Annotated in this window: 15 protein-coding genes; 10 read left to right on the plus strand and 5 right to left on the minus strand. The window is 44.4% G+C overall.

Features of this window, described 5'->3' with window-relative positions; all coding sequences use genetic code 11:
* Window positions 1-15: 15 nt before the first annotated feature.
* Both ACEN9X_RS13995 and ACEN9X_RS14000 read left to right on the plus strand, forming a co-directional pair.
* Window positions 16-1,269 (plus strand): right-handed parallel beta-helix repeat-containing protein, encoded by a 1,254-nt coding sequence (locus tag ACEN9X_RS13995; RefSeq protein ID WP_413670949.1) that lies wholly within the window; start codon window positions 16-18, stop codon window positions 1,267-1,269.
* Between the two features lie 61 nt (window positions 1,270-1,330).
* Window positions 1,331-2,431 (plus strand): phytase, encoded by a 1,101-nt coding sequence (locus ACEN9X_RS14000; RefSeq protein WP_413670950.1) that lies wholly within the window; start codon window positions 1,331-1,333, stop codon window positions 2,429-2,431.
* A 278-nt stretch (window positions 2,432-2,709) separates the two neighbouring features.
* On the opposite strand, the gene ACEN9X_RS14005 is transcribed toward ACEN9X_RS14000, so the two are convergent.
* Entirely contained in the window at window positions 2,710-3,270 is a 561-nt protein-coding gene (locus ACEN9X_RS14005; protein WP_413670951.1) for a thioredoxin family protein, read from the minus strand.
* A 412-nt stretch (window positions 3,271-3,682) separates the two neighbouring features.
* Here ACEN9X_RS14005 and ACEN9X_RS14010 point away from each other — a divergent pair, with 412 nt between their 5' ends.
* From ACEN9X_RS14010 to ACEN9X_RS14020, 3 genes are all read left to right on the plus strand, one after another.
* Window positions 3,683-6,889, plus strand: a complete 3,207-nt coding sequence (locus tag ACEN9X_RS14010) for a VCBS repeat-containing protein (RefSeq protein ID WP_413670952.1) — start codon at window positions 3,683-3,685, stop codon at window positions 6,887-6,889.
* 9 nt (window positions 6,890-6,898) lie between these two features.
* Window positions 6,899-8,224, plus strand: a complete 1,326-nt coding sequence (locus tag ACEN9X_RS14015; RefSeq protein ID WP_413670953.1) for a vanadium-dependent haloperoxidase — start codon at window positions 6,899-6,901, stop codon at window positions 8,222-8,224.
* Window positions 8,225-8,366: 142 nt separating this feature from the next.
* Complete coding sequence (locus tag ACEN9X_RS14020; protein WP_413670954.1) at window positions 8,367-11,567, plus strand: glycoside hydrolase family 2 TIM barrel-domain containing protein; 3,201 nt, start codon at window positions 8,367-8,369, stop codon at window positions 11,565-11,567.
* Window positions 11,568-11,622: 55 nt separating this feature from the next.
* On the opposite strand, the gene ACEN9X_RS14025 is transcribed toward ACEN9X_RS14020, so the two are convergent.
* The gene (locus ACEN9X_RS14025) at window positions 11,623-13,452 is read right to left on the minus strand and encodes an ABC transporter ATP-binding protein (protein WP_413670955.1); all 1,830 of its coding nucleotides are present in this window, start codon (window positions 13,450-13,452) and stop codon (window positions 11,623-11,625) included.
* A gap of 195 nt (window positions 13,453-13,647) precedes the next feature.
* Between ACEN9X_RS14025 and ACEN9X_RS14030 the strand changes: the two genes are divergently transcribed.
* Window positions 13,648-15,576: a sialate O-acetylesterase gene (locus ACEN9X_RS14030; RefSeq protein ID WP_413670956.1), complete on the plus strand. Its 1,929-nt coding sequence runs from the start codon at window positions 13,648-13,650 to the stop codon at window positions 15,574-15,576.
* A 27-nt stretch (window positions 15,577-15,603) separates the two neighbouring features.
* Window positions 15,604-17,127, plus strand: a complete 1,524-nt coding sequence (locus ACEN9X_RS14035) for an acetylxylan esterase (RefSeq protein WP_413670957.1) — start codon at window positions 15,604-15,606, stop codon at window positions 17,125-17,127.
* Window positions 17,128-17,695: 568 nt separating this feature from the next.
* Here the strand turns inward: ACEN9X_RS14035 and ACEN9X_RS14040 are convergent.
* Together ACEN9X_RS14040 and ACEN9X_RS14045 are read right to left on the minus strand one after the other, a co-directional pair.
* Window positions 17,696-18,442 (minus strand): SDR family NAD(P)-dependent oxidoreductase, encoded by a 747-nt coding sequence (locus ACEN9X_RS14040; RefSeq protein ID WP_413670958.1) that lies wholly within the window; start codon window positions 18,440-18,442, stop codon window positions 17,696-17,698.
* Window positions 18,443-18,458: 16 nt separating this feature from the next.
* Entirely contained in the window at window positions 18,459-19,487 is a 1,029-nt protein-coding gene (locus tag ACEN9X_RS14045) for a LacI family DNA-binding transcriptional regulator (protein ID WP_413670959.1), read from the minus strand.
* 157 nt (window positions 19,488-19,644) lie between these two features.
* Here ACEN9X_RS14045 and uxuA point away from each other — a divergent pair, with 157 nt between their 5' ends.
* The 3 genes from uxuA to ACEN9X_RS14060 all read left to right on the plus strand — a co-directional run bounded on the left by uxuA (window position 19,645) and on the right by ACEN9X_RS14060 (window position 24,351).
* The gene (gene uxuA / locus ACEN9X_RS14050) at window positions 19,645-20,850 is read left to right on the plus strand and encodes a mannonate dehydratase (protein ID WP_413670960.1); all 1,206 of its coding nucleotides are present in this window, start codon (window positions 19,645-19,647) and stop codon (window positions 20,848-20,850) included.
* A gap of 184 nt (window positions 20,851-21,034) precedes the next feature.
* Entirely contained in the window at window positions 21,035-23,215 is a 2,181-nt protein-coding gene (locus ACEN9X_RS14055) for an alpha-glucuronidase family glycosyl hydrolase (RefSeq protein WP_413670961.1), read from the plus strand.
* A gap of 23 nt (window positions 23,216-23,238) precedes the next feature.
* Window positions 23,239-24,351, plus strand: coding sequence for a glycoside hydrolase family 43 protein (locus tag ACEN9X_RS14060; protein ID WP_413670962.1), 1,113 nt, complete (start codon window positions 23,239-23,241; stop codon window positions 24,349-24,351).
* Window positions 24,352-24,418: 67 nt separating this feature from the next.
* On the opposite strand, the gene ACEN9X_RS14065 is transcribed toward ACEN9X_RS14060, so the two are convergent.
* The gene (locus ACEN9X_RS14065; protein WP_413670963.1) at window positions 24,419-25,342 is read right to left on the minus strand and encodes a S1C family serine protease; all 924 of its coding nucleotides are present in this window, start codon (window positions 25,340-25,342) and stop codon (window positions 24,419-24,421) included.
* Between the last annotated feature and the right edge of the window lie 44 nt (window positions 25,343-25,386).

Here is a 25,386-nt window from a genome sequence, read left to right on the forward strand (position 1 = left end):
ATAAAAGGCATTACAATGAAACTAAAACAAATATTTGCAGTAATGCTGCTATCGGCCATAGCCTTTAGCAGTTGCAGAAAAGCTAATCTTGACGTTGATGCAAGCTCTGGCGACGGATCAGCAAGCGGTGAAGTATCAGGTGTTTGGGCTAAAGGCAGCACGCAGATCATTAAAGGTGATATCATTATCCCCGAAGGTAAATCGCTTACTATTGAAGAGGGTGTAACCGTACTGATGGATACCATTGCCAAACCTGAGTTTATAGTAAAAGGCAACCTGTATTCATTAGGTACTGCCGAAAACCCGGTAAGGATAACTGTAAACCCGGCATATCGCACCGACGCCAAAAAATTCGGTAAAATGTGGGGCGGCATCCTCGCAGCTAAAACCTGTGCCGAGCTGGTGCTTGACCATACCATTCTGGAGTACGGCGGCAACACTACATCTGATGGTTCAACATCAGTAAAATTAGGCCTTTATAAAGCTGTTGCCGGCGAAAACTTACCTGCCCTTTGGTTTTCAAACGTGAATGGTAAATTGATTGTTGTAAACTCAACTGTGCGTAACTTCCAGGAAGATTGTACTTATATTGAAGGTGGTAAGATCATTTTTGCCAACAATACTTTTTACACTACCGGCGTTACTGGTGGCGAGGCCATGAACTTTAAATCGGGCTGTTTGGCCGATGTTGGTTTCAACCTTGTTTATAGTGCCAACACCAATGCCTTGAAATTATCAAACTCGGGCGACCGTGACCCGCAGGCTTACATCATCTGTTATAACAATACCATGGTGAATACCGGCTGGCGCAGGCCATCGGCTAAAGGTGGTTCTGTTTGGTTGGAGAATAACGTTCGTGCTGATATCTATAACAACCTGTTTGCAAACACCCGTTTTGGTATCAAACGCGATACTAAATCAACCGAAGATAAACGTACCGTGATCAGCAATAACCTTTACTACGGTTATGATCAAACTACGGTAAACCAGTTCCAGCCATCAAAGGATATTATTGGCGGAGTAAATGAGATCAAGGGTACCAAAGCGGGCGATAACGATCCGAAATTTGTGAACTATCCCGAATCAACTCCGGTATTGAATGCGGTTTATGATACCAATTGGGATTTTCATTTACAAAGCGGTTCTCCTGCTTTAAATAAAGGTGTAACCAACTTTACCCGCCACCATGCTGCAGGTATCACCGTAAACGGGATAACTTACGTTTCTCCTGATCCGGCTACTTATATCGGCGCCTTCGGAACAAAATAAATTAACTCATTGCAATGGTCCTGCATACTCCTGCAGGATTATTTTTTATTACTAATGATCAATGAATAAACTGAGCAAATTAGCTTTTGTAGCACTTGCTGTTGCCATAGGTAATGCCGCTTGCGGTCAGAGCCAGGTACATAACAGCAAAGCACTTACCATTCCCGGCAGTACAGCATCCGAAATAAAGCCGGTAGTAATTACCGAAGCTGTATTATATGACACCGACGATCCTGCTATATGGGTTAACCCGGTTGACCCTTCTAAAAGCCTGATCATCGGCACCGATAAAAATAGCGAAGGTGCCCTTTTTGTGTTCGATCTGCAAGGTAAGATTATTAAAGATAAAGTTGTACGCGGCTTGAAACGCCCGAACAACGTTGACCTGGCCTATGGTTTAATGCTTGGCGGCAAACCAACGGATATTGCTATCACCACCGAACGCATGACCCACAAACTCCGGATCTATTCATTGCCAGATATGAAACCGGTAGATAACGGGGGCATCGATGCCTTTGTTGGCGAAACCGGCTTTGAATACCGCGATTTGATGGGCATCTCTATCTACACCGCGAAAGACGGAAAAATGTACGCTATAGCGGGCCGCAAAAATGGCCCGCAAACCGGCGGATATATCTGGCAGTATTTGCTTGAGGATGACGGAACCGGTAATGTGAAAGCCACGCTGGTACGCAAGTTCGGTAAATACAGCGGCAAAAAGGAGATTGAATCAATTGCTGTTGATAATGAGCTGGGTTACATCTATTACTCAGATGAGCAGGTAGGTGTTCGCCAGTATTATGCCGATCCTGAAAAAGGCGATCAGGAACTGGCAATATTCGGTACATCGGGTTTTAAAGCCGATCACGAAGGGATTTCCATTTATAAATTAACTGACACAACTGGCTACATCCTGGTATCTGATCAGGGGGCTAACCGCTTCCAGATCTTTAGCAGAGAGGGTACCAAGGCAAATCCTTTTGAACATAAGCTGCTGAAAATAGCCAATGTAGCCGCAAGGGAAAGTGACGGTAGCGATGTAACCGCTACTCCATTAAACGATACCTTTAAACATGGTATCTTCGTGGTAATGAGTACCGATAAAACTTTTCATTATTACCGTTGGGAAGATATAGCAGGCAAAGAGCTTAAGGTAAAATAACAGGACAAAAAAACTTCTATGTGTCCATATCTTTTTTATTGTACTATTATATAAAAAATGTCATTTCGACGAACCCAGGGTGGGATTTATGCGTTGGAGGCGAGGAGAAATCTTCTACGCCCTGCTTTTACAGGCATAGTTGCAGAGCCTGAAGTAGAAGATTTCTCTTTCGCCCCGTCGTTCATGCCCATCCTGCTCTATCGAAATGACATTTTTTTAATTGTGTACGCACAATAGCCTTTGGATAGGGTTTGCATGAAAGTTGTTTCCCCCAAAAATCATAATATCTGATTAATTATCTCTAAAAACTCCAGCTGAAAACTTACGCCTTTATCTTCATTATACCATTTCTGGAGCGCTATCTTTTTTTCGCTCATTTCAACGTGGTCTTTAACCATTTGCAGGTATAAGCGCTGGCATTCTGCTGGCCGGGGACCCCAGGTGCCGAGATCTTGATTGTTTTCATCTGCAATAATAATTTTCGGTATTGACCGGGTACTATTGGTAAGATAGCTCTCAATCAAAAACGGCGGAGAATCCCTTAGCTGATAATCAACCTTGATGAGCGGATTCAATTCCGAAAGACGATGCAGGAAGGGTATAGTATGCGATGCATCGCCGCACCACGCTTCGGTAATAACCGTCCATACTTGTGGTTTGCTGATCTTTTCAATGGCGGCTGTCAAATCAGGGTTCAGTACGCCAACTTTTAACCATCGCTGCTGGCGCGACCAATTTAGCTTTGTATAATTTAAATAATCCGGGTTGTCATAAGGAGCCGGCGGATTAGGGCTGTTCAAAATATCGAAAAATAGCTGCTGATATGCTGTGAAATCCATAATAATTGCATTTGGCGCCATTTATGGCAATTCCTTTTACGACATGAAATTAAATAATGTACAGGTGAATTTTGTTGATGTAGGTTAATTTCGATAACCTTTACAGGGTTATGATAAAATGTGCGATATTTCCTTTATCCATAAATCCACAAATCTGCTCCGAATAGTCTCCTAAAGCTATTTTTCTAAAGATGTTTTACATGCAGAATAATTGTTATATTGACATCAAATTTGCGATGCCCATTATCGTAGCCACAATTAAACCAAAATGAAGATATTCCGGTTCCTATTCCCGCTTAAAAAGCGAAAAGAACGATTGTTTTTGCTGTTTCCCGCCTTATGTGTTCTGATACTATCCGCAGGTTGTAATCATGAGTCCCCTGAAAGTTCAGATCAACCTTTATTTAAACTATTGCAGCCAGAACAAACCCATATTGATTTTGCAAATACCTTAACCGAAGGTTTGAACACCAACGTACTGATGTACGAGTATTTTTATAATGGCGGTGGTGTAGCCGTTGGCGATTTGAACGACGATGGCTTGCAGGACCTTTATTTTACCGGCAATATGACCGATAATAAATTGTACCTGAACCAGGGCAATATGCAGTTTAAGGACATTACAACTGATGCAGGCGTGGCCGGCAGGCCGGGTCCGTGGAAAACAGGTGTTACCATGGCCGATGTTAACGGCGATGGTAAGCTGGATATCTATATCTGCTATTCGGGTAAAATACGGGCCGAGAAACGGGTTAATCAATTATTCATAAACCAGGGAAACAACGCTGCCGGTGTGCCCATATTTAAAGATATGACTGCTGATTACGGTCTTGATTTTCCATCGTTCAGTACACAGGCCTACTTTTTTGATTATGACCGGGACGGTGATCTCGACCTGTTGTTAGTTAACCATAACCCGGCGCGGATCAGTATTCTTGATGATGCCTTTGTTAAAGAGATGTCGGCCAAAAAAGATAGCGAATCCGGGATCAGGCTGCTAAGGAATGATAATAATCATTTTACTGATGTTACCGGCCCTGCAGGTATTATCAATACTTCACTGTCATATGGCCTTGCAGCAGGTATTGCCGATATTAATGGCGATGGATGGCCGGATGTTTATGTATCAAATGACTACAGCATTCCCGATAGGCTGTATATTAATAATGGTAAGGGTGCTTTTACGGATGAACTGCAGAAACAAATCGGTCACACTTCATTTTATTCCATGGGGAATGACGTGGCCGATATCAATAACGACGGCAAGCCAGATATCTACACGCTGGACATGCTTCCTGAAGATAACAAGCGGCAGAAACTGCTGTTCGGCATTGATAATTACGAAGCTTTTGATCTGAACCTGCGGGTTGGCTTTTATTATCAATACATGCGCAATATGCTGCAGATTAATAATGGTAATAACTCGTTCAGCGAGATAGGACAGCTGGCAGGCATTTCCAATACAGACTGGAGCTGGTCGCCCCTTTTTGCCGATTATGATAACGACGGCTGGAAAGACCTGTTTGTAAGCAACGGCTATACCCGCGATTATACTAACATGGATTTCCTGAAATTTATGGGCGATAACCTTAAAGACAGGCGCGTAATGCGGCAGGACCTCCTGGATATTGTGAGCCAGATGCCATCATCGCAAATGAAAAGTTATTTGTTTAAGAACAATGGTAATACAACATTCACCAATAAAAGTGAGCAATGGGGCATAACACTGCCATCAAACAGTAACGGCGCCGTTTATGCCGATCTGGATAATGACGGCGATCTTGACCTGGTGGTAAACAATATCAATCTCCCTGCTTTTGTTTATGAAAACCAGGCGGCTAAACAAAATGATAACCATTATTTGGCTATTAAGTTAAACGGCAGCGGTGCAAACACGCAGGGAGTAGGAGCTAAGGTCAGCATTTATTCGGGTAATAAAACACAATACCTGGAGCAAATGCCAAACCGCGGTTATCAATCTTCAGTTTCAACTATACTGCATTTTGGCCTGGGGAAAGATAAGCAGGTTGATTCATTGCGGATCACATGGCAAAGCGGCAAATCGCAGGTACTTCAAAAAGTAAAAGCCGACCAACAAATTGTCTTAAACGAAAAGGACGCTACTGCCGCAAGCCCTGCGCAAAAACTAATCAATCCGATATTTAAAGAGGTACCTGCCCCCATCGCAACCAGTGAGAGAGATAATACCATCAATGATTTTAAACGGCAGCCTTTAATGGTTAACTCTATCTCGTTTTCGGGCTCTATCCTTGCCAAAGGTGATGTAAACGGCGATGGATTGGAAGATATATATGCCGGCGCGCATGATGGCAAAGCCGGTGTTTTATACCTGCAGCAAAAGGATGGTAAATTTATAAGCAATGCAGTTGCCGCCTTTGAAGCCGATAAGAATAGTACCGATGCCGCAGCTTTGTTTTTTGATGCCAATGGCGATGGTAAGCCCGATTTGTATGTAGCCTCTGGCGGTTATGCCGATTATAAACCGGATGACATCCTGCTGCAGGATAGGTTATACCTTAACGATGGCAAAGGGAACTTTAGCAAAGCTAATGGCGCCTTGCCCAAAATGATCAGCAGTAAAAGTTGTGTAAAAGCAGCCGATATTAATGGTGATGGTTTCCCTGACCTGTTTGTTGGCGGCAGGGTAATACCCGGGCAGTATCCCGAAGCGCCCGAAAGCTATATTTTGATCAATGACGGTAAAGGACATTTCGCCGATGAAACCGCAAAATATAATCCGTTGTTAAAAAATATAGGTATGGTGACTGATGCCGCCTGGGTTGATATGAACGGCGATAAAAAGCCCGACCTGGTGCTGGCCGGCGAGTGGATGCCGATCACCGTTTTTGAAAATAACGGCGCTAAGCTAACCGATGCCACAACAAAATATTTTGATAAAAAATATGCGGGCTGGTGGAATTGCCTGCAGGTAAGCGATATCAACCATGACGGCCATCCCGATATTATTGCCGGAAACATTGGCTTAAATACGCAATGCAAGGCAAGTGACGCCGAGCCGGCAGAAATGTTTTATAAAGATTTTGACGATAACGGCTCTGTTGACCCGGTGCTTTGTTTTTACATTCAGCATAAAAGCTACCCCTTTGTAAGCCGCGATGAGTTGCTTGACCAGTTAAGCGTTATGCGAGGCCGCTTTCCCGATTATAAAAGTTATGCTGATGCCACGATGGACAAAATTTTCACCCCGGAAGAGTTGAAAGGCGTGAAAAAACTGACCGCTAATGAACTTGCAACAACCTGCTTTATCAGTAATACGCAGGGACGCTTAAAGCAAATGGCACTGCCTTTACAGGCCCAATACTCGCCCATTTTTACCATTACTACGCTTGACTATGACCATGATGGTAAAGATGATCTTTTGCTTTGCGGCGATATCAACAAGGCGCGCATCCGTTTTGGTAAATATGATGCTAACTACGGCGTATTGCTTAAGGGAGATGGAAAAGGCAACTACCAATATATAAATCAGCAGCAATCGGGCTTCAACATCAGGGGCGATGTAAGAAGTGTACTTCAATTAAATAACATTTTACTGTTTGCTCTTGATAAAGGCAAACTAAAGGCATATAAGCAATAATACAAGGTGATGAAAAAACTGTTAATGCTGATACCTGCCTGCGGCTTATTTGCAATGATAAGCTGCAGCAAGAAAAAGCAACCCGAATTAACCAACCAGGATGTAAGCAAGGTTATTGGTCACATGACCAGCGTAATGATCCATGATGTTACCAACCCGCCCTTAGCCTCGCGTTTTTTTACTTATACCTGCCTTGCCGGTTACGAGATTGTCGCCGAAAATGACAAGCAGATCAGGAGTATGAGCGGTGTATTGAACCAGTATCCTGATATCAAACATCCCAAACAAAACACGGGTTACAACTATCAACTGAGCGCTGTACTGGCCATGTTTGAAACTGCAGCCAAGCTACAGCCATCAGGTACTTTGATGCTGGGATATGAGGCTTCATTTATTGATTCATGTAAAAATATCGGCTTCAGCAGTGAGGTTATCGACAGTTCAAAAAGTTATGCCAAAGTAATCAGTAAACAGATCCTGGCCTATGCCAAGGCCGATGGCTACAGGAAAATAAGCAACTACCCGCGTTATAAGCTTAAGCAAACACCGGGCAGCTGGGACCTCACCCCGCCTGCTTATATGCTACCAGTGGAACCTTATTTTAATACCATAAGGCCCATGACGCTTGATTCGGCGGGGCAGTTTGTTCCTGATGCACCCATTCCTTTTTCAACCGATAAAAACTCAACTTTTTATAAATACCTGCAAATGAGCTATGCCAAAAGCGGCGACGGCTTAAAGCAGGAAGAAAAGGATATTGCCAACTTTTGGGACTGCAACCCTTTTGCTGTTCAAAATGACGGGCACATGCTTATCGGCCTTAAAAAGATTTCGCCGGGGGCGCATTGGATGGGAATAACAGCCATTGCATGTAAGCAGACCAAAACCGGTTTCTCTAAAACGATGCAGATCAATACAGCCGTGGCCATAGGCCTGCTTGACGGTTTTATTTGCTGTTGGGATGATAAGTACCGCACCAACCGCATCCGCCCCGAAACGGCTATCCGCAGATACATCGACCCTCATTGGAAACCCCTGCTGCAAACCCCGCCATTTCCGGAATACATCAGCGGGCACTCGGTAGTTTCATCATCAGCGGCAGTTATCCTCACGCATTATTTGGGCGATAACTTTAAATATACCGATAATGTGGAAGTGAGTTATGGCATACCGCCAAGGCATTTCAATTCGTTTACCCAGGCCGCTAAAGAAGCTGCCATATCAAGGTTTTGGGGCGGTATCCATTTTATGGATGCTATTGATAATGGTATTGTGCAGGGTAACAAGGTTGGCAACCTGGTTGTTGCTAAACTAAGCGGGCAAAAGAAGCCGTAAAATAAGATGACAGGGAGTGATAAAAGGTTTTAGCTTTTTAATACATATGTATATGTGACAGTTGTTATATTTGGTTTTTATATTTCTTTGTTCTGAATCTGCCATATAAAAATCAAATCATTGCAAACAATTATATATACCTATGTGCCAATCTCATTTTAACAAACAATTCCTTAGGGTTTTGTTGCTTTTCATTTTTGTTTTTAGCCATAAAGCAGGCTTTAGCTTTCAGCAGGCAGATAACGGGCTATCGAAGTCAGATACAGCTTCTGTTCCGAAAGAGATCGAAGATCCCGAAAATATCGGCATCAATAAAGAAGCAAGCCATGCCACGCTTATGCCTTATGCATCTTTAAAAGAGGCTTTGGCCGGTAATAGGCGTGCTTCAACCTTTAGCCGCAGCCTGAACGGGCTTTGGAAATTTAATTGGGTTGACTGGCCACAAAAACGCCCGGTTAATTTTTATAAACCCAGTTATGACGTATCCGGCTGGAAGGATATCAAAGTGCCATCAAATTGGCAGGTTGAGGACTACGGTACACCTTACTACAGCAACTTTACCTATATTTTTCAAAAAGATTTTCCGAGGGTGATGAGCACCCCGCCGGTAAAATATACCGCCTATAAGGAAAGAAACCCGGTAGGCAGCTACCGCCGCGATTTTACCGTGCCTGCCGAATGGAACGGTCGCCGTATTTTTATCACTTTTGACGGGGTTGATGCAGGTTTCTTTATTTGGGTAAATGGTAAAAAAGTGGGCTACAGTGTAAACAGCCGTAACGCTGCCGAATTTGATCTTACCAAATATGTTAAACCCGGCAAAAATACATTGGCCGTCGAGGTGTACCGCTTTACAACCGGCAGTTATCTTGAAGACCAGGATATGTGGCGCTTAAGCGGCATATTCAGAGATGTAACGCTTTGGAGCAGTCCGCAGGAGCATATCAGGGATTATTTTGTAAAGACCAATCTGGATAAACAATACAAAAATGCTGATGTGCTGGTATCGGCCAAAATAAAAAACTACGGGACAGCCGCTGTTAAAGCCCGTTTACTTGATGTTGCTTTGTATAATGGCTCGGTTCCTGTTCCGGGTGCTACTGTTAAAAAAGCTATCCCGGCCCTGAAGCCAGGTGAGGAAGTAACGGTTGAAGCCAGCTTCCATGTAAATAATCCGCAGAAATGGACGGCAGAAACACCAAAACTTTATACTACGGTAGTAAAAATTGATGATGGTACCAATACCGTTGAAACCCTCTCGTCACGAACCGGTTTCAGAAGTATCGAAATCAAGGGCCGGTTGTTTTTGGTTAATGGCGTACCCATTAAACTCAAAGGCGTAAACCGCCATGAAAACTGGCCGAATGATGGCCATGCTGTTACCGAAGAGCAAATGATCAGGGACATTGTATTGATTAAACAAGCCAATTGCAATCACGTACGTACCTGCCATTATTCTGACGATCCGAGATGGTATGAGTTGTGTGACCTGTATGGAATTTACCTGGTTGCCGAAGCCAATTTGGAAAGTCACGGTGCATGGGACGAGTTTAATGAAGAACCAAGGATCAAGGCCGCGCTGATTGACAGGAACGTGGCCAACGTAGAAAATTTTAAGAATCATCCTTCGGTTATTATCTGGAGCTTGGGTAACGAATGCGGCAGCGGCGGCTCAAACTTCAGGGCTATCCTGAAAGTGATCAAAAGTATTGATGATACACGTCCAACACATTACCAGGGTTTTGGCATAGGCAAAAACAACCCTGCCGATATGGACAGCGAAATGTATACCGATGTAGAGAACCTGGAAAAACATGCCAACGATCAAACCCTAACCAAGCCGTTTTACCTGTGCGAGTATGCACATGCCATGTTTAATTCCATGGGTTCGGTTGATATTTATAATGATCTGTTTGATAAATATCCGCAGTTGTTAGGTGGCGCCATCTGGGAGTGGCAGGATCAGGGTATCTATAATAATCGCGACCCTAAACATCCTATAACTGCTTTTGGCGGTGGCTTTGGAGAGTATCCTAACGATCAGTATTTCATTCACAAAGGCGTTGTATTTTCCGACCGTTCGCTGAAACCGCACTATCCTGAATTAAAGCATGCTTATCAGTGGATCAGCATTCATCCAAAAGATCTGAAAAATGGCCTGGTAACAATTAAAAACCGCTACCAGTTCATTAACCTGAATAGCTTAACTGCTAAATGGGAGGTGACTGAAAATGGAACATCCATATCGTCGGGTAATTTAGCACTTAAGGAAATCAACCCGGGCGAAGAGCTTGATGTAAAAGTTCCGTACCAGGTTGCCCCTAAACCCGGAGCAGAATATTTCCTGAGGATATCATTTGACCTTGCTACAGATAAAATGTGGGCCAAAAAAGGGTTTGAAGTAGCAGCTCAGCAGCTGGAACTGCCAATTGCTATTCCGGCCGCCAAAGAACAACCTGCAACGGGTAAACTATCTTTATCAGATGCCGGTAACCAGATCAAAGTAAAAGGCGACGGTTTTAGTCTCGAGTTTGATAAAGAAAAAGGCACTTTCTCAAAAATGGAGAAAGATGGGGAAAACGTTTTGCAAAATAACGGCGGCCCTATTCTGCACTTATGGCGTGCACCCCACCGCAAAGATGATATGTGGGCTTATGAGGATTGGGTTAAATATGGTTTGAAAGAGATCAGCTGGAAAACTGATGCGGTAAAAAGTATGCAGTTGTCAACCGGCCAGGTGGAGATCAAAGTAAATCTTACCGGTACCGGTAAACATGATTTTGTTATTCATCACCAGGTAATTTATACCATAAATGGTAACGGAGTTATCAAAGCAGATAATAACGTGAGCTTTAATGCGGATCCTAAACTGGTGCTGGCCAGATTAGGCGTACGCTTGTTTTTGAAAAAGGACCTGGATCAATTTGAATATTTTGGTCGCGGCCCGATGGAAAACTATGCAGACAGGAAGAGCGGCTTCGATGTTGGCCGTTACTCAAGCAGTATAGCACAGCAGCAAACCCCGTATGAAAAACCAATGGATTGCGGCAACCACGAGGATGTTAGGTGGGCCAATGTGAGTACTGCTAAAGGTATGGGCATTGCTGTTAAGCAGGCTGGTGAACTGTTCCAGATAACTGCGCTGCCATACAGCGATGAGGAAATGACCGATGTGGAGTACAAGATAGATTTGCCGAAAAGCAAAGGCACCGTACTATGCATCAGTCATAAAACTTTGGGCGTTGGCTCATATGGATGTGGCCCTAAACCGTTGGAGCAATACAGGGTTTATGCAAAAAATGCAAGTTTTAGCTACCAGATCCAGCTATTCAGTAAAAAATAGTTGCTGGTTAAAATAATATAAACTGGGGGAGCAGATGATCATTTGCTCCCCCAGTTTATTGATATCCCGCTGCCTGCAAACTAAATAATTCGGCATAACGGCCGTTGTTTGCCATTAGCTCCTGGTGCGTGCCGGCTTCAAGGATCTTGCCTTTTTCTAATACGATGATCCGGTCGGCCAGCCTTGCCGTTGAAAACCGGTGCGAAATAAGCACGGCCGATTTACCCTGAGTCAGAGATGAGAAACGTTGAAACACCTCATACTCGGCCCGGGCATCAAGCGCTGCAGTGGGCTCGTCAAGAATAAGCACCTGCGCATCTTTCATATAGGCCCTTGCCAGCGCTACCTTTTGCCATTCTCCGCCCGATAATTCAACACCCTCATTAAACCGCCTGCCCAGCCATTGCTCATACCCCTGCGGAAGTTTAGCCGCAAGTGCATCTGCAAGGCTTTCATGCGCAGCCTTACGGATCAGCTCAGTATTGTCCTGTTCATCAATATTTCCTACTGCTATGTTTTGCGAAAAGCTCATCTGGTAACGAATATAATCCTGGAAAATAATACCCAGGTTTAGCCGGAGATCGACGATGTCATAATCTCTCAAATCTGCGCCATCCAATAGGATCCGTCCTTCTGTAGGATCATATAAGCGGGCCAGCAGCTTAACCAAGGTTGTTTTACCTGCACCGTTTTCGCCAACCAGCGCAATCTTTTCGGCGGGGTGCAGTGTGAAGTTCAGATGCCTGTTGGCCCATGATTCGGCGTTGTTGTATTTAAAACCAACATCCTCAAATGTGAACCCTTGCTTTATTGGGTTTGGAAATGGTAAAGGAGAAGCAGCAACTTTGATCTTTGGTTTGATCTCGAAAAATTCATGGAAATCATTGAGGTAAATAGCGCCTTGCGATACGGAAGTAAACCGGTTCAATGAATTTTCCATCAGGCTGCTCAATTGCCTGAATGAACCAGCCAGGAAGGTGAGTGTACCTACCGAAGATTTGCCCGTGACGGTTTGATAAATAATAAAACCGTACGCTGCATAGTAACCAACACTGCCTAAAACAGAAAAGAAAGTGCCCCAGGCCGAACGCCGCACGGCCAGTTTGCTGTTATCAGCATAAAATTTATCTGATAATGTTTTAAAGCGGTTAATAATAAAATCAGATAGGCCGAAGATCTTAACTTCTTTAGCTGTTTCATCGCTCGCGCCAAGGTAGCGTACATAATCCAGTTCTCTTCGTTCAGGCGTTTGGCTCCGGGTGAGTGCATAATTTTGGCTGTTGAAATAGCTTTCGCCCATAAATGAAGGGATGATTGATATAAGCAGCAGCAGGATGAGCCAGGGATTTAAAGTTAGCAGGCCGGTAAGCAGGAAGCCTATGGAAATGAAATCCTGAATCTGGCTCATTACCTGTGATAAAAGTATGGTACGCCCAACGGTTTGCTGTCTTGCCCGTTCCAGCTTATCATAAAAAACAGAATCTTCAAACTGCTCCAGATCGAGGGTGGCCGCGTGGCGCATGATGCGCATAGAGGTGTAGTTGGCAAAAAGATCGCCCAGCAAGTTATCCATGAGGCTGATCATGCGGTTTAAGCCGTCGGTTGCAACCGCCAGCAAAAATTCGATGATGACCAGTTGCCACAATTCATGCTGGCTACCACCGTGGCGGTTAAGTAATACAACCTGGTCTATAATCAGCTTGCCTACATATAGCAAAGCAACCGGCATGGCCGAACGTACGATGCGTAGCAGAAAACTCATGGTTGTTTTACCCGGGCTGCTTTGCCATACCAGTTTGAAAAACTCGGGGAGATTGCTTAATGCCGACAGGCGCTCTCTGAACGAGATCTTTTGTTCTGGTTTGATATTTCTTGTTTTAGCCATCTGCCGGTTTTGATAAATGCGATTTTAAACAAAAAAATGTTCATTGCTACTGCATTGCAGGTTTAAGGGCCTATTTATGATGGTTTACTGACCAAGCGGTAATTAAAATAAAAAAAGATTTGTGCAATCGATTGCACAAATCTTTTTTTATTTGTTACTTAGTGAAATAAACCATCAATAAAAATTTTCGGAGTTATGAGGTCAGTGAAGCTGTTAATTGTAGCGCTGTTCGCTTGTTTGATATTGCCGTGCTATGGAATAGTGCGCTTGCCGCAATTGGTTGCCAATGGCATGGTGCTGCAGCGCGATGCCAAAGTGAAGATCTGGGGATGGGCAGATGCGGGTGAAAAGATCACCATTAACTTTCAGCATAAAACATACCGTACAGTTACCAACCAAAGCGGCTCATGGAAAATTACCCTGCAGCCAATGAAAGCAGGAGGGCCATATACCATGGAAATTACCGGTAATAACCACATCACAATCCAGGATATCTTGATCGGTGATGTATGGTTCTGCTCGGGCCAGTCAAACATGGTTTTGCCTATGGAGCGGGTAAAGGAAAGATACCCTGATGAAATAGCTAAAGCCAATTATCCGCAGATCAGGAATTTTTTTGTGAAGACAGAAGCAGATGTAACCAAACAGCATCAGGATCTGTTACCCGGTAAATGGGTTAAAGCCGATTCTGTAGCGGTGTTAGGTTTCGGCGCAGCATCCTGGTTTTTTGCTAAACAGCTGTATCAAAAATATCACACACCTATTGGTATCATCAACTCAAGTGTAGGCGGTACGCCTATTGAGGCATGGATCAGCAATGATGGCCTGAAAGACATCAAACCCTATCATGACCGGGTTGCCCAGTTTGGTAATGCTGCTTTTATAGACAGCGTGATGAAAAAGCGCCCGCAACCCGAGCTTCCGGCTAATGTTGATAAAGGTTTAAATGAAGCCAGGCCATGGTACGATACTGATTATTTGCCGCACGGCTGGCACCATTTCTGGCTGCCCGGCTATTGGGCCGATCAGGGTATAAAAGGCCTCAATGGCATCGTATGGTTCAGGAAGGAAATAAACCTGCCTGCATCCGTACAAGGTAAAGCGGCCAAACTGTTTTTAGGCAGAATAGTGGATGCCGATCAAACATACATTAACGGCAAACAGGTAGGGAACATTACCTATCAGTATCCGCCAAGGCGTTACCCTGTGCCTGCCGGATTATTGAAGCAGGGGAAAAATATTATTGTGGTACGTATTACCAATACATCGGGCAAAGGTGGTTTTGTACCCGATAAACGGTACTACCTGGCAATAGCCGGCGATACTATCGATATTCGCGGCGACTGGCAATACAAGGTAGGGCAGGTGTTTGAACCGGTTTGGATGAAACCGGAGTTTTCGGCCCAGAATGAACCCACGGGGCTCTATAATGCCATGGTAGCGCCGGTTATCAATTATACTATTAAAGGCATGGTTTGGTACCAGGGCGAAAGTAATGCTTCCCGTGCATCCGAATATGGTACACTATTAAAAGCCCTAATTGCCGATTGGCGTAACCGCTGGCAACAAGGTAATCTCCCCTTTATCTATGCACAGCTTCCTAACTTTAACGAGGTACAGTACTCGCCAGCGGAGAGTGACTGGGCGAAGTTGCGGGAAGGGCAGCTTAGTGCCCTGGAAGTACCCAATACAGGAATGGCGGTGACCATCGATGCCGGCGAATGGAATGATATTCATCCCCTCAATAAAAAAACGGTAGGCGAACGGCTTGCCCGGGTTGCGGAAAATGTGGCTTATGGTGATGCGGATGTCGTTCCAACAGGACCGATTTATCAATCGGCTAAAATTGACGGAAATAAGGTTGAGATCACTTTTAAAAGTACAGGTGCAGGACTTGTTGCTGAGGATGGCGATGAGCTGTCGCAATTTGAAATAGCCGGTGCCGATAAAAAGTTTGTTTGGGCAAAGGCTGTTATCAAAGGAGATAAAGTACTGGTTTGGAGCGATAAAATCTCAGCGCCGCTTTATGTAAGATATGCCTGGGCCGATAATCCGGATGGAGCGAATCTTTATAATAAGGAAGGCCTTCCTGCATCTCCATTTCAAACGGAGAAACTACAATAACCATAAACCCCAATTAAATCAGGAGCAATGAAAAGTACTGCCTTCTTTTTCTTACTCACATGCGCTATCGCGGCCAAAGCTCAAAATGCTGCACCGGTAAACTTTACTGCCGATCAGGATCATCAGAACATGATGAAACAGTTGGGGATTAAAACCTTACGTAACGGGCCCAGCGGTGATGAATCTGCCCCTAATCACGCTAATTATGATGAAGCGCTGGCTAATCCTTACCCGGATTTGCCCGATGCGCTCACATTAAAAAATGGTAAAAAAGTAACCACAGCCGAAATGTGGTGGAAGCAGCGCCGCCCCGAAATTGTGGAGGACATGGAGCGCGAGGTTTACGGTCGCATTCCTGCCAACGTGCCCAAAGTAACATGGTCGGTTAAGGTTACAGATAAAGAACGGGTTGGCTTTTATCCGGTGATCGCCAAACAGCTTATTGGTCATGTTGATAATACGGCTTACCCGCTCATCAATGTCAATATTGAAATGACCCTGGTAGTTCCGGCAAATGCCAAAGGGCCGGTACCGGTATTGATGATGTTTGGCCGAAGCGCTTTACCTGCGCCCGCGCAACCCCCTGCGGCCGATGTAGAAAAAATCAACACTGCATTAAAAGAGTTGCTTGTAAAAGAACACCCCGAGTTTAAAGCCATTTTTGAACAATATCCCGCCTATAATCCCATTGCCGAACAATCCCCTTTTGGCCCCGGTGGTTTCCCGGTTATGAAAGGTGATCCGCCAACGGCAACGCAGCTGATAGCCAGCGGCTGGGGTTATGTGTTAATTGATCCGTCGTCTATTCAGGCGGATAATGGAGAAGGCTTAACCAAAGGGATCATCGGTTTGGTTAATAAAGGCCAGCCACGTAAACCGGAGGATTGGGGCGCTTTGCGTGCCTGGTCGTGGGGAGCGGCACGCGCGTTAGATTACCTGGAAACTGAGCCCGCTGTTGACGCTAAACATGTAGGCATTGAAGGTGTATCCCGGTACGGAAAGGCTGCACTTGTAACACTGGCTTTTGAGCAACGGTTTGCTATGGGGTTAATCGGTTCGTCGGGGGAAGGTGGGGCCAAGCTACATCGCCGAAACTTTGGCGAAGCTGTGGAAAGCCTTACCGGTGGAGGATACTATTGGATGGCCGGTAACTTTATGAAATACGGCGCATCAGATGCCTCGTTTGGCGCAAAAACTGCGAAAGACCTTCCGGTAGATGCGCATGAACTGATTGCCTTGTGCGCGCCGAGGTTTACTTTTATAAGTTATGGTGTTCCGGAACAAGGCGATGCCAAATGGCTCGATCAGCAGGGGAGTTATATGGCAACCGTGGCAGCCGGTTCTGTATTTAAACTGCTTGGTGTAAAAGATATAGGTGTTTCAAACGATTATAAAACCGAAAAGATGCCTCCGGTTAATACAGGGCTGCTTGATGGCGAACTCGCCTGGCGTCAACATGATGGCGGCCATACCGACGCTCCAAACGTAAAATATTTTATTGCCTGGGCCAATAGATTGATGCATTATAGGAAGGAAGGCAGTGGGAAGTGATTTATCAAAGAGCGATGCTGAATAGGTGAATTTCTGTGGTCTTTGAATGTTAAATAACATTAGACTATTGTCATTCTGATGGAGTAAAATTCGCTGAATTTGAAGGAGATATGGCATTTTGCCCTTTGTCATGCTGAGGCACGAAGCATCTTCTTCGCCCTGCATTGCGGCTCTGTATCTTGTAGAAGATTCTTCGCTGTCGATCAGAATGACAAGCTTTTTTTAAACATGCCTGGTCTCATCAGGGTCTCTGCGAGTTTAAGTTAACCCACAAAATTGTTTTGCAGTTTAATCAGCAAGGCGTTCTGTTTTGCCCCTCTGGGGCAAATGGTATTTCTATACTTTTTATGCTACAAACCTTTTGCACCTCTGGTGCATCTGTCCTTAAGCACCTCAATTAATACCTGATTATGTAGTAAAACCTTGCCGGCCCCAGCGGGTCCACGTGTTTATAATATTAAAAGATGACATTTTTTGGCTCCGTAGGTGCCTCCTATTGAACTTTCAGGTTGGTGAATTTTGTGGGTTAACTTAAACTCGCAGAGGACTCTGATGAACCTTATTCCTATTAAAACCCTATCGAATTACCCCCATCAACCTGTAATACAACCCCGGTTACATATTTGGCGCTGTCTGTAGCCAAATAATAAACGGCTTCGGCAACATCGGCAGGTTCGCCTAATTTACCCATTGGAGTGCGGCCCATAACCTTTTGCTTGCGGACCGGATCATTATCCAGCGCCTTTGCCGACATATCGGTAGATATAAAACCCGGAGCAACGCAGTTGACCCTGATGCCTTGCGGTGAGAGCTCGGTAGCCATAGCCCTTGTCATACCCTCAATAGCAGTTTTAGACGCGGAATAAGCAATAACATATGGAATGCCGTATTGCGCCGCCATCGAACTGATGTTAACTATACTTCCGCCGCCTGCTTTTAACATACTTTTTACCACCTCGCGGCTTATGGCAAATACCGAGGTAAGGTTAGTTTGGATCACCCTTGAAAACTCTTCGTCAGTAACCTCGGTAAAAGCCTTTTTATGGTTAATGCCTGCATTATTAACTAAAATATCGGGCACGCCAAATTCAGCTTCAATCTCAGCTATTAATTGTGGGATGCCGGTTGTATCGCTCAAATCGTATTGCCTGTAGGCGCAAAGCTCTCCAAACTGCTGTGCTGCCGAAATGAGTTTTGACTCGTCGCGACCGATAATAATAGTTTTGATGCCCTGTTCTATGAATTTCTTGGTGGTGGCAAGTCCAAGGCCGGAAGCTCCCCCGGTTACGATAGCAAGTTTGATTTTTGAGTTCATTAGGGTTTAAAAAATATTATTTTCTTCTGGAAGATTCACGCACTATCAATTCCGATCTGAGTATGAGGCTATGCGTTTGCTGCAGATCCTGCCGGTCTGCCAGATGGTTGATGAGCATACTGGCGGCCGCTTCGCCCATTTCATATCCTTTATAATTTACGGTAGTAAGATTGGGCTCAATTACACAGGCTGCCGGGTCATTATTAAAGCCGGCAACAGCTATTTGTTCGGGTATTTTGATGCCCGCTTTTTTCAACACTTGTATGCAGCTTACGGCACTCACATCGTTAACGGTGAATATGCCATCAGGAAGGGGATTCATTTTTAATATGGTTTCGGTAGCCGCTACAGCTTCTTTCGCGCTCAGATCATTGATGATCACTAATTGCTCATCAAAATCAACGTGGTGTGCTTCGAGTGCTTTTTTATATCCGCGAAGGCGTTCGGCATAAACATTACGCAATTGGTTGCCGGTGATATGCACTATTCTTTTACAGCCCTGTGTAAGCAGGTGATCAGTTACCTCGTAGGCAGCCTTGAAGTTATCTATATAGATTTGTGGGTATTGCTCATGTTCAAAAATCCTGTCGAAGAACAGTACCGGGATCTTACGCTTAATAAAGGGTTCAAAATGCTCAATGCTGGTAGTGTCATAAGCCAGTGAAACCAACAAGCCGTCAACCCGGTTATTGAGCATCGCCCTGGCATTACTGGCCTCTTTCTTCATCGTTTCTAACGACTGGCTAATGATGAGGTTGTAATTGTTGTTATTTACAACTTTTTCGATGCCGGCAATAACATCCGACATGAAACTACTGTTGAGCCGGGGAACAATAACGCCTATAATATTACTGTTTTTCCTGCGTAAATTACTGGCAAACGAATTGGAACGATAACCCATTTCTTCGGCAGCCTTAACGATCTTCTTTTTAGTATTTTTATTAACCCGGGGATGATCTTTAAGCGCACGGCTAACTGTAGCTGCCGAAACATTTAACTTTTCGGCAATATCATATATGGTTATCTCTTTTTCGTTGTCGTGCATATCAGTGATCTAAAGCAGATAAACGATGTTGCCGGGTGGTTACTACCGGTGCAAAATGGTTTACGGGATAAAAGTATAAAAATATTAACAGATTATTCAAATTTATGCAATCGGTTGCATAAATTTATCGCGTTAATAAATATCCGTTTAAAATAGTATGGTACCAGATTTAGAACAAACCTTCAGGTGGTTTGGCCCGGCCGACCCGGTAACTTTAAATGCAATAAAACAAACAGGTGCAAGCGGGATAGTTACCGCGCTTCATCATATAAACTGTGGTGATGTTTGGAGCCGGGAAGCGATCAGGCGGCGGAAGGTTATAATTGAAAATGCGGGTTTTAACTGGGCGGTTGTGGAAAGTGTAAATATTCATGAAAGTATTAAAATCGGCAATGCTCAGCGTGATAAGTATATCGATAACTATATCCAAACGCTGCAAAATTTAGCACAGGAAGGAATTTTTACCGTTTGTTATAATTTTATGCCGGTATTGGATTGGACCCGCACACACCTTGATTATCGTTTAGCTAACGGTGCCTCGGCATTGCTTTATAATGCCCCTGCTTTGGCAGCGTTCGACCTGTATATTTTAGAGCGGGAAAATGCCTTTAATGAATTTAGCGCCGAGCAGCAGGCCGCCGCAAAGATTTATCTCCAAGGATTGAATGATAGTGATAGAACACTATTAACCAATACGATATTGGCCGGTCTGCCCGGAACTGATGAGGTTTTTACTATTGCCGAGTTTAAAGAACATCTTAATAAATACAGTGGGGTAGATGCTTGCGCATTAAAGGAAAACCTGTTTTATTTTTTAAGGGCGATCATTCCCTATGCCGAAAAGCTGGGTATAAAAATGTGTATCCATCCCGATGATCCTCCGTTTCCTATCCTTGGATTACCAAGAGTAGCATCTTCCTTAACCGATCTTACTGATATTGTAAACTGTTATCCTTCAATTGCCAATGGTATAACGCTTTGTACCGGTTCGTTAGGGGCATCAGGTACAAACGATATTCCTCAAATTATAGCGGATTTAGGGGAGAAGATCCATTTTCTGCACCTGCGTAATGTAGCCCGGCAACAGGACGGCAGCTTTTATGAGGCTGATCATTTAACCGGCAGTGTTGATATGTTTGCTGTGATGAAAGCTATAGTTAATGAGCAAGTAGCACGCAAAAATGCAGGCCGGACTGATATAGCGATCCCTGTACGGCCAGATCACGGGCATAAGCTATTGGATGATTTTAATTATGATACCTATCCCGGTTATTCAGTAATTGGCAGGCTAAAAGGCCTGGCCGAGCTCCGCGGATTGGAGATGGGGGTAAAGCGCATGTTGTACTATGGGCTTAGGGAATAAATAAATTCCTATTTGAAATATGTGATAGGAATTATATCTTGTAATCGATTGCAAGATATAAAAATTTATAAACCGTGCTAAATGAGGCGGGATCTTAGTCCGTTTCATTCATGAATTTTTCAACAGATCAATTGTAGTTTTTTATAAATCGCTTAGTGGTTTATGAAACTGAATTAATAATGCCATGGCCAAATATTCAATAAAGTACATGTGTTTACTTGCACTGCTTTTCATAGCGGCGATAAGCAAAGTTTATGCAGACAATGGCTATAAACTGTGGCTTGAATATAATAAGGTAACCAACACGCAACTGGCTGCCGGCTACAGGCAGCAATTGAAATACATGATCTTCCCGGCACAATCAGATCAGCTTAAAGCTTCAAAAACCGAACTTTTAACCGGCTTGGACGGAATGCTGGCATTAAAACCTGCCGAGGCTAAAAATATCATGAACGGGCAGACTATTATAATAGGTACGCCACAAACATTAAAGGCGTTTTCGATAAGTGTTCCTGATAGCATTGGCACCGAAGGATATCTCATTAAAACAACATTGATTGGCCAAAAGAAATGCATTGTGATAATGGCCAATACCGATTTAGGGGTTATGTACGGTGTTTTTAATTTTTTAAAACTGATCCAAACCAACCAATCCATAAATAAACTGGATGTATCTGACCATCCGCGCATCATGTACCGGGTGCTGGATCATTGGGATAACCTGAACCGCACTGTGGAGCGGGGGTATGCGGGTTCGTCCATCTGGAACTGGCATAAACTGCCGGGCGTTATCGAACAGCGATACATCGACTATGCAAGGGCCAATGCCTCGGTAGGGATTAATGGCTCGGTTGTTAACAATGTAAATGCCGATGCCCTGATCCTTTCACCTCAGTATTTGTTAAAGGTGCAGGCGCTGGCCAATGTGTTCAGAACGTATGGTATCCGGATCTACCTGTCGGTAAAATTCAGTAGCCCGGTTGAGCTTGGCGGCTTAAAAACTGCGGATCCACTTGATCCTGCAGTACAAAAATGGTGGGCCGATAAGGCTGATGAAATTTATCATTACATCCCCGATTTCGGAGGTTTTTTGGTGAAGGCTAATTCGGAGGGGCAACCCGGCCCGCAAAGTTATGGCCGCACCCATGCCGATGGCGCAAATATGCTGGCCGATGCTTTAGCGCCGCACCATGGTATAGTGATGTGGCGTGCCTTTGTTTACGATAATAAAGTGCCGGATGATCGCTTTAAGCAGGCCTATAATGAATTTAAACCCTTTGACGGCAAGTTTAAGGACAATGTGATTATCCAGGTAAAGAATGGCCCGATAGATTTTCAGCCGAGGGAGCCATTTCATCCCCTGTTTGGCGCTATGCCCAATACGCCGCTGATGATGGAGTTTCAGTTAACCCAGGAGTATCTCGGCTTTTCGACCCACCTGGTTTATGAAGCGCCGCTGTTTGCCGAATGCCTGCAATCAGATACATACACACATGGCAGAGGCTCAACCGTAGCGCGGGTTGTTAAAGGCGATTTTAACAGGAAACTGATAACCGGAATGGCGGGTGTAGCCAACATCGGTACAGATTTAAACTGGTGTGGCCATCCATTTGCACAGGCCAACTGGTATGCCTTCGGACGCATGGCATGGAACCCCGATCAGTCATCGGCTGTAATTGCCGGCGACTGGCTCTGGATGACGTTTACAAATGATGAAAATTTTGTATCCCCTGTAAAAAGCTTCATGCTGCAGTCAAGAGAAAATACCGTTAATTATATGACACCGCTTGGGCTGCACCACATCATGGGCGTATCAACGCACTACGGCCCTGGCCCATGGGTTGATAATGCCGGTCGCCCGGACTGGAACGCTACTTATTATCATAAGGCCGATTCGGCAGGGATAGGTTTTGACCGTACAACTTCAGGAAGTAATGCGCTATCGCAATATGCACCCGAGGTTAAAGCGCACTGGGAAAACCTGCAAACCTGCCCTGACGAATACCTGCTGTGGTTTCATCGTTTAAGCTGGACATACAAAATGCGCTCGGGCAGGTCATTATGGGATGAATTGGTTTACCACTACTACAGTGGGGCCGATTCCGTTAAGCAAATGGGGCTTACCTGGGATAAAATGCAGGGCAAGATAGACGCCGAACGTTTTACCGAAGTAAAACAGTTGATGGAGGTTCAGTTAAATGAGGCTACAACCTGGCGTGATGCCTGTGTTTTATATTTTCAAACATTTTCAAAAATGCCTGTTAATGATACCTATCCCAAGCCGGAACATCCGCTGGATTATTATAAAAAGATGAAATTTTATTATGTGCCTGGTATAGGGGGCAATAATTATATGACCAATTAATGATCACCATAAACCAAACACCAATGAGCAAACAATTTATCACAGCAAAATTAGTCCTAACGCTTTTTACGCCGTTATGCATTTTGAGTGCGTGTAACTCATCAACTAAAAAAACAGCCGATGCGGCAGACAGTACAAAAGCGGATACAGGCAAAAAAGTTAAATACCTTTCCCAGCCGCTTATCAGTTCCATTTATACTGCTGATCCTTCGGCGCATGTATTTAACGGTAAGATTTATATTTATCCATCGCATGATATCAATGCGGGGATCCCTGAGAATGATAACGGCGATCATTTTGCCATGAAGGATTATCATATCCTGTCGATGGATAGCATTGGCGGTAAGGTTACAGACAATGGTGTGGCGCTTGATATTAAAGATATCCCCTGGGCAGGCAGGCAGCTTTGGGCACCCGATGCAGCTTATAAAAATGGGACCTATTACCTGTACTTCCCGGTGAAGGATAAAAAGGATGTTTTTCATATTGGTGTAGCAACTTCTGCTAACCCGGCGGGCCCCTTCAAAGCCGAGCCTGAGCCAATAGCAGGAAGTTACAGCATTGATCCTGCTGTATTTACGGATACAGATGGAAAAACCTACATGTATTTCGGTGGAATCTGGGGAGGTCAGCTTCAGCGCTGGACAACCGGTAAATACGAGGCAAACGGATCAAAAACCGATTCGAAACAGGAAGATGCCCCGGCCATAAGCTGTAAGGTAGCTTTGTTAAAACCAGATATGAAAACCTTTGACGGCACTGTAAAAGATGCTGTTATTGTAGATAGTCTTGGTAAGCCGCTGCTGACCAAAGACCATGACCGCCGCTTTTTTGAAGGTTCATGGATGCACAAGTACAACGGCAAATATTACTTCACCTATTCAACCGGCGATACACATTTCCTTTGCTATGCTATAGGCAACAGTCCGCTGGGGCCATTTACCTATAAAGGTGTATTTATGAAGCCGGTACAGGGCTGGACAACTCATCATTCCATTATCGAAATAAAAGGCAAATGGTATATATTTTATCATGATACCCAGCTATCGGGCAAAACGCATCTGCGCAATGTGAAGGTAACCGAACTACAGCATAACGCTGATGGATCTATTAAACTGATTGATCCGTTTTTGTAGGAGAGCATTCAATAAAATGTATGAAAATAAATGGGGCTGCTTCCATGTGAAGCAGCCCCATTTATTTTCAGTTCTTTTGCACAGGCGTTATCCTGAACTCAGTTTTATAGTTGTTCCTAAGAATGCCGACGTACTGAAACTGGCCTATTTTATCCTCGGTAAGCATTTTAAATAGACTGTCTGATGTTTCAACCGGTTGGTTGTTGAAGGAATAAATAATATCCCCGCTAAGGATGCCAGCCCTGGCGGCAGGACTGTCTTTAGCAACCTCCGAAACAAATAACGCCTGTTTATTAGATACCTCATGAATTGCCCGAAGTTTCGGAACCAGATCTATCTGCTGCATAACAACACCAAGGTATGCCCTTTTTACCTTGCCAAACCTGATGAGCTGATTGGCAATATCCTTGGCCGTATTAATACTGATGGCAAAACAAATACCTTGCGCTCCTCTGATCACTGCTGTATTTACACCTACTACCTCGCCATCGCCGTTAACTAACGGCCCGCCTGAATTTCCGGGGTTAAGTGCCGCATCTGTCTGGATCATGCTGTCCATCAACCTGCCGCCCTGGCCTTCTAATGTTCGGCCTAAGGCGCTAACCACGCCGGCAGTTACCGTATGCTGAAAGCCTAATGGGTTCCCGATAGCAATGACCAACTGACCGATCTGAAGCTGATCGGCATCTCCTAATTTTACCGGTGTAAACTCTGCCCCATTGATTTTAATGATGGCTAAATCCGTATCCGGGTCTTCGCCAATAAGTTCGGCCGTGTGTACGGTACCGTCATGCATTTTTACCTTAATCTTTTTGGCATTGTGTATAACATGGCTGTTGGTAAAAAGATATCCATCCGAAGAAAATAGGAACCCTGATCCCGTTCCGGCAGTCTGTTCCTTACCATTAGCATTACTGAAAATCTCGATTTTTACAACTGCTGTCTTCACCTTGTCAACAGCATTGATAATTGTAGCCGAATAGCTATCCATAATAATCCTTTCAAAAGGCAGCGCTCAAATTGCATTCCCTATTT

The sequence above is a fragment of the Mucilaginibacter sp. Mucisp86 genome, from assembly GCF_047324315.1.
Taxonomy (GTDB): domain Bacteria; phylum Bacteroidota; class Bacteroidia; order Sphingobacteriales; family Sphingobacteriaceae; genus Mucilaginibacter.